At 75.1% G+C, this 7,071-nt stretch carries 3 protein-coding genes; 2 read left to right on the plus strand and 1 reads right to left on the minus strand.

Annotation, left to right across the window (positions count from 1 at the left end; translation table 11 throughout):
* Both ACWEVO_RS25270 and ACWEVO_RS25275 read left to right on the plus strand, forming a co-directional pair.
* The coding region (locus ACWEVO_RS25270; protein WP_452310000.1) for a hypothetical protein at positions 1–907 on the plus strand (907 nt) is incomplete at its 5' end.
* Between the two features lies 1 nt (position 908).
* Complete coding sequence (locus ACWEVO_RS25275; RefSeq protein ID WP_452310001.1) at positions 909–3,464, plus strand: DUF6519 domain-containing protein; 2,556 nt, start codon at positions 909–911, stop codon at positions 3,462–3,464.
* A 164-nt stretch (positions 3,465–3,628) separates the two neighbouring features.
* On the opposite strand, the gene ACWEVO_RS25280 is transcribed toward ACWEVO_RS25275, so the two are convergent.
* Positions 3,629–6,616 (minus strand): eCIS core domain-containing protein, encoded by a 2,988-nt coding sequence (locus ACWEVO_RS25280; RefSeq protein ID WP_452310002.1) that lies wholly within the window; start codon positions 6,614–6,616, stop codon positions 3,629–3,631.
* Between the last annotated feature and the right edge of the window lie 455 nt (positions 6,617–7,071).

Consider the following 7,071-nt stretch of genomic DNA (forward strand, 5'->3'; position numbering starts at 1 on the left):
GCCGGACGCGCCGCAGGTGGAGATCCGGCTGCTCACCAGCGACCGGCTCGCCGCGCCGGCCGGACCGGTGACCGGCGTCCCGGCGCTGACCCGGTGGCGGGTCGTCGCCCCGACCGGCTGCACCCCGGTGGTCACCGGGGACCTGTCCCTGCGGCTGGCTGACGTCCAGGTCGAGCTCTCCGGGTTCCTGCTCGCTGGCGCGCTGCGGATCGGCCCCGAACTGGCCGGCGTCGACCTGGTCGGGATCACCTGCGACCCGACGTCTGGGCACGGGATCGAGGTCGACCCGACGGCGTGGACGGTGCGGCTGACCGCGACGCGCTGTCTGCTCGGCCCGGTCCGTGCCGACCTGTCCGCGTACCCGATCCAGCTGACCGACTGCGTGGTGGACGGGCGGGGCGCGGCGCTGATGCCGTGCGGCGGGGACCCGGGTGGCGACCCGACCCGCGCTGCGATCGCCGCCGTCGACCGGTTCCCGCCCGACCTGGCCGCCACCGGGGTCACCTTCGTCGGGCCGGTCGGGGCCGACGAGGTGTGGGTAACCGACTGCCTGTTCACCGGCGGGCTGCGCACGACCGTGACGTCGACCGGCTGCGTGCGCTACTGCCATCTGGGCGAGCACGACTCGCCGCAGGCCCACCCGCCCGCGTACCACAGCCTGACCGGGCCGTTGCCCCGCTTCGGCGGGGTCGGCTTCGACTCGGCCGGCTACTACGCGCCGGTGGTCGACGCCCCGTCGGCCCGCCCGTCGCCCGCGCTGCTCACCGGCGCGAGCGACGGCGGCGAGATCGGCGCGTACCACCACGCCCGCCGCGGGCCGCTGGCCGTCCGGCTGGCGCAGCGCCTGCCCGAGATGACCCCGTTGACCGTGCATCCGCACCTGAGCGTCGCGCACCCGGAGGAATGACATGACCGGAGACGTCACCAGCGTCCCGTTGCGCGCCACCGACCGGTGGACCGCGGCGCTTCTGCAGCAGGGCCGGGTGCTGCTGGACACCGACTGGAATTTGGTGGTGGGTGGTTCCGCCCGGGACGCCCGGCAGCTCGCCCGCGACACGATCGGCCCGGCCGGCGTGCCGGTCGGCAGCACCGCGTTCAAGGTGGAGTTCGTGGGCGGGGCGTTGACCGTCCGCGCCGGGACGATGTGGCTCGGTGGGCTGCTCGCGCGCAACCCCACCGACCTGGCGTACGCGACGCAGCCGGAGATCGGCGCCCTCCCGGCGTCCGGCCTGGTGAACGTCTACCTCGACGCGTTCGTCGAAGAGGTGCAGGCGGCGGAGGACCTGAGCCTGCTCGACCCGGCCCTCGCCGGGGTGGACACCACCACCCGCACCCGGGTGGGCTGGCGGGTACGGGCCGCCGCCACGAACTCCGCCACCTGTTCGGCGGCCGGCCTGCCCGCGCCGGTGTCGACGGGCCGGCTGGACGTGTCGCGGATCGCCGCGGCGGTGTCGGCGGACCCGTGCGCGCCTCCCGACGACCCGCGCAGCAAGCTGCCCGACGGGCTGCTGCGCATCGAGGTGCTCGACGCGGGCACCGAGAAGACGGCCCGGTTCGCCTGGTCGTACGCGAACGGCAGCGAGGCCGTGGCGGCGAAGGTGGCCGGCACGGCCGTGACCCTGGCCCCGTCGCCCGCGGTGACGTTCGCCTCCGGCGACCTGGTCGAGGTGTCCACGCTGGCCCGGCGAGCCGACCGGCGCAACCACGGCGCGCTGTTCACCGTGGCGGCGGTGGCGCCGTCGGCCGGCGGCGACACGATCACCCTCGGCGCCGCCAGCCCGCTGGTCGGCAACCCGCCCGGCACCTGCCTGCGGCGCTGGGACGGGCAGGCCGTCGGCGCGGCCGGCGGCGTCCCGCTGACCCTCGGCGGCGCCGACGTCGGCATCGCCTTCACCGCCCGCCCCGGCACCTACCAGGTCGGCGACTGGTGGGGGGTGCGGGTCCGCGGCAGCGCCGGGGACGCGGTGGAGACGCTGACCAACGCGCCGCCCGACGGCGTCGTGCACACCGCCACGCCACTGGCCGTGGTGGACCTGACGAACAAGACGGTGCTCACCGACTGCCGGCCGACCTTCCCGCCGCTGACCGGCCTGCGCGGCGGCACCTGCACGGTGACCGCGTTCCCCGGCGACGACCTGCAGGCCGCCCTGGACGCCCTGCCCCCCACCGGGGGCGAGCTGTGCCTGGCCGCCGGGACGTACCGGGTCGGCGCCCCGCTGACCGTCAAGGGCAAGCAGCGCGTGGTGATCACCGGGGTCGGACCCGCCACGGTGCTGGTCGGCGAGAAGCACGAGGCGGTGCTGGTGGCGACCCGGTGCCCGGACATCGAGGTCACCCGGCTGCGGGTGGAGTCCGGCCTGGCGCCCGGAACGCCGCCCGGTGAGGAGCACCTGCTGGGCGCGTTGACCTTCCTGGGCTGCGACGGGGTGCGGGTGCGCGACTGCGAGGTGTGGTGCCCGGACTCGTCGGGCAGGGCGCAGTCGGGCATCTACGCGGCGCCCGACCCGGAGGGCGTGCGTCCGGGGGTGGTGGAGGTGCGCGGCAACCGGTTGGAGATCGGCGACCAGCAGTCCGGCATCGTCGTTGCCTCGGCCACCGAGAGCACCGTCGTGGACAACACGGTCGTGCTGTCGGTTGGCAAGGCGACCGTGGCGATGACCCGCCTGGTGGCCCGCGAGCTGGGTCGGTTCGTCGCCGCCCACCTGGCCGTCGACCCGAAGGCCGGCGGCGCGGCGGTCACCCTGGCCGACGATCGCACGGTACGGATGGACGGTCCGGCCGCGCTGCGTCGGCTGGCCGCCGACTGGGCGAAGGCCACCCCGACGCGGCGGCTGGCGGCGGGCTCCTCGCTGCACCAGGGGCTGGCCCGGTTCGTCGCGTCCAGCGCCACCGAACCGCACCAGGCGGCGGTCGGCGCGGTCAGCGGCCGGTTCCTCGCGGCGGCGCTGGTGGACACCCGGGCCGTCGGGCAGGGCATCGTGGTGGCCGGCGATCGGGCGAATCTGGTCCGGGTCGAGGGCAACGAGGTGACCGGGGCGTTGCAGGGCGTCCACGTGGCGCTGCGGGCGGCCGGCAGCGGCCGGCGGGTGCTCGGCCAGGTGGTGATCGGCAACAACACGGTGTCCTGCGCGGTCCCGTTCTTCTGGGGCCGCCAGCGGCACGCCTTCTACCTGGGCAGCTTCACCAGTCTGACCATGCGGGACAACCACGCCCGGTTGCAGCGCACCGGCGATCGGACCGACGGCACCGTCGTCGACGCGGTACGGGTGGCCGGCCAGTTCGGGGCGTTCCTGCAACTGCGCGGCCTGGACGCGGCCGGGCCGTTCCGGGCCGGCGTGGTGCTGCGCGATGAGGGGCCGGTGCAGAAGGTGTCCCTGCGCTACGTCAGCGACGTGCTCAACCCGCTGGGCGTCGGGGTACGTGTGGAGCAGGGTTCGTTCACGCTGGACCGTTGCATACCCTGACGAAGGGGATTATCGTCATAGGTCCAGGCATACGACAACCCGCGGTAGGGACAGCCGAGACCTTGCGGTCATGGATGAGGGGTTCGACACCCCGTATGGCTGGACGGCACGGATGACGAGGCGCCGACGAGGTCGGCGCCTTTCGTCTGTCCGGGTCCGCCGGCTCACCAGCCGGTGATGGTGCCCCCGCCGGTCGGCGAGTAGTCCGCGTTGAGCTGACGGATGCGCACCCGGCCGGCGGCGAACGCGGCCCGGATCGCGGCCTCCAACGCGGGGTCGCCGAGGTTGAGCCGGCCCGGCGCGATGGCCGCCTGCAACTCGGCCATCCAGGTGGGCTTGATGGTGGTGGCCGGCGTCGGGAAGCTACCCACGGTGGACAATTTCACGTCGGTGGCGATGAGGGTCACCTGCCCGTTGGCGTCGATCTCGCCGGTGTAGAAGTCGCCGCCGGGCACGTTCGAGCCGGTCGGCCCCTGCAACCCGATTTCGCCGCGGGCAAGAGCCTGCCGCCAGGCTGCCGCCTCGCCCTCGTCCGCGCGGATGCCGGTGATCAGGGAGCGGGCGGTCTGCGCCGACGCGGACCGCTGACCGAGCACCTGGCCGGAGAAGGGGTCGGTGACCAGGCGGGCCGGGTTGACGAGAAAAGCCCCGGTGGAGATCCGGACGGTCACCGTCGGCTGCGGCTGCTGCGCCGGAGCGGGCACCGTCATCTGCTGCGATGCCGTCGCGGAAACCTGCTGCTGCACCGGCGCCGGAGACTGCTGCTGCACCGGAGCCTGGCTCTGCTGGACTGCCCCGGCGTCGCTGTCGCGCACGACGATCGTGGTCGGCGCGGACGACTCGCTCATCCGCACCGACGGCCCGACGTTGCCCAGGCCGATCATCAACGCACCCGCGTAGGTCCGGGTGGTGCGCATGAGCCCTCGGCCGAGCTCGAACGCGCGCTGCTGGCCGGGGGTGACCCCGGTCGGCTGGCGGCTGGCCAGCGTCCCGACAGTGAGCCCCAGCGCGCCGGCCTGCAACGTCTGGCTCCAGTCGCCCCCCGTCTGGAGGTACGTCGCGCCTGCACCGGCCAGGCTGGGCAGCCCCACGCCGACGCCGAGCCGGGCCGCCGGGGAGGTCAGCCACTGGGAGCCGGCGCCGGCCGCCCCGCCAAACATGCCGAGCCCGGCGCCCCACGCCCCGGACCGCAGCACGAATCCGGCCCGGCTCTCGCCCTCCGGAACGTCGCTGAGCGCCGCACCGGTCATCGACCCGAGCGCGTTGCCGCCGCCGCCGGCGAGGGCACCCCGCCACAACTGCCCGCCGCGGGTCAGCCCGGCCGCACCCACACCGAGGTTGCGGGCCAGCCCGAGGCTCGCCCCGCCGCCGACGCCGATCGCGAAGCCCTGCTCGCCGACGCGTCGCCCCTCGCTCAGCCCGGTCCGCAGCGCCGCCTGCCCGCCGTGGCCGGCGAACAGCTCACCGCCCGCCCCACCGGCGAAGCCGAGCAGGAAGCCTTCGCCGCCGACCACGGTCCCGGTGCCGACCGCGGTCATGCCGGTGGCGAGCAGGCCCGTCGCGCCGGTGCCGGCGACCCCCGCCGCGACCACCGGAGCGGCGAGGATCGCGCCGATGGACAGCGCCACCGCGAACGCCAGGTTCCGGGTGATGGTCAGCCCGGTGACGATCGCACCGGCGGCCGCGACCGCCCGGTCGATCCCGTTGAGCACGATGGTCTGCGCCTGGTCGGCCTTCACCGCCGCGGTGAAGACGGCGTCGGCCATCTCGCTCAACGAGCCGCGTTGCTGGGCCGCGCGGTAGCGGCTGAGCGCGATGTTGGAGTCGGCCAGCGGGCCGAGCATGCGCCGCTGCAGGTCCACCGGCTCCTCGCCACTGACCAGGCTGACGAAGAAGCCGACGACGTACTGGTCCTCGTAGTTGAGCCGCAGATGCTCGTTCATCCGGTACTCGGTGCTGTCGTTGATGCTCCGGGTCCGGCGTGCCGCCTCCTGCAACGCGGCGGTGACCTCCGCGCGTACCCGGTCGGCCAGCTGCTGCGGGAAGACCAGCAGCTCGCCGTCGTGCATGACATACGCCATGCCCGGCTGCTCCTGGTAGGGCCGGATCGACTCGATCAGCCGGATGTTCGCGAGCACCGCGGCCTCATCCGCTCCGTCCCCTGGCGACAGGGCGCGGGCCAGTCGCTGCTGCTGCCGCTGGGCGCTCGCCCGGCCCAGCTCCGCACCGAACCCCGGCTCCAGCGAGGCGAGTTCCTGTCGCAGGATCGACCGGTCGGCCCGGCTCAGGTCGGGGCGCTGCAACCAGGCGGTGATCCGGTCCACCTCGGCCCGGATCTCGGTCGGGTCGGTGAGCTGGGTGCTGGTCCGCTCCCGCAGCACGCGCGGCATCTCCGTCTGCTCGGGCAGCTCCGGCTGAGGCTGCGCCGGTGCCGCCCGGCCCCGGCCGCGCCGTGGTGGCGGCCGGTCGGCGGCCCGGATGGCGGCCCGCCGGCGGCCGATCTCCGCCTCCAGGGCCGCCTTGGCCTCCATCATCCGGTCGGTCTCCTGGCTGCCGACGACCTGCCGGTTGAGCCACTCGTCCACGGCGCGCAGCTCGTCGACGAGCTCGGTGAAGCTGTAGTGCCGGATGTCCGGGGTGCTGTGCAGCCAGTCCTCGGCCGCGAACGCGACGTACGGCATACCGGTGCGGCGCAGTGGGCCCAGTGCGTGGAGGTCGTGCGCGCCGTGGTGCGCCTGCGCCTCCGCGTCGGCCGGCGCGGCGTCCCCGTCGCCCGCCTGCTGCGCGGCGTGGATCAGCTCGTGCGCAAGCAACGCGTCCGGGACGGCCTGCCCCGGCTCGACCGCGATCCCGATGTCCCGCCCTAGGGTGAAGGCGGCGGCGCGGGCGGCCCGGGCCGCCGTGCGTACCCGCGGGCCGGTGTGCAGGCGTACGTTGGCCAGCGGCACCCCGGTGGCGGCCTCGACGGACGCGCGAACCGCGCCGTGGACGGGCCGGCCCGGGTCGGCGAACGCCCGCTCGAACGCGACCCGGCCGAACTCGGACCCGGCGGCCGGCCGCGGTGACGCGGCGGGGCGCTGGTGGGTTGTCGGGGTGGTCCGCGCCGCGGTCGGGGCGGGACTCGGGGCGGCAACAGCGTGGGTCTGGCTCACCGCAACTCCATCCGTCCCTGCCCATCCTGCCGCCCGGCCGACCGCCGAACAAGGACCGTTCGGGCTGGTCGGATCGCATATCCGACAACCGTTTCCGCTCTGCTGACCAGGGACGACGGACCGGGTGACGCGGCCGGGCTGCGCTCGATCGGGCGGCAGCGCCGCATACCCACGACCTGGCCGCGCCGCCCTTGACCAGGCGTGGCCGACCGGCTTAGCTTCATCGATCGGGAAGGTTCCTTTACAAATCTGGCTCCGTCCTCCCGGGAGTGCCGATGCGACCGTTGCGCCACCGCCGCCTCACCGCCCTCGCCGCCCTGGCCAGCGTGCTGGTCACCGCCGCCCCGCCGGGGGGGGGGCCGGCGGCGCCGGCGGCCCGGGGGGGGGGCGCGGGGGGGCCGGGGGGGGGTGTGGTACGAACGGGGGGCGTGGGCGGGGGGGGGGCGCGGGGGGTT

The sequence above is a fragment of the Micromonospora sp. NPDC003776 genome, assembly GCF_053605645.1.

Bases quoted from the DNA above. Each gene is read 5' to 3' on its own strand.
- ACWEVO_RS25275 (WP_452310001.1), top strand. From the start codon at position 909: ATGACCGGAGACGTCACCAGCGTCCCGTTGCGCGCCACCGACCGGTGG.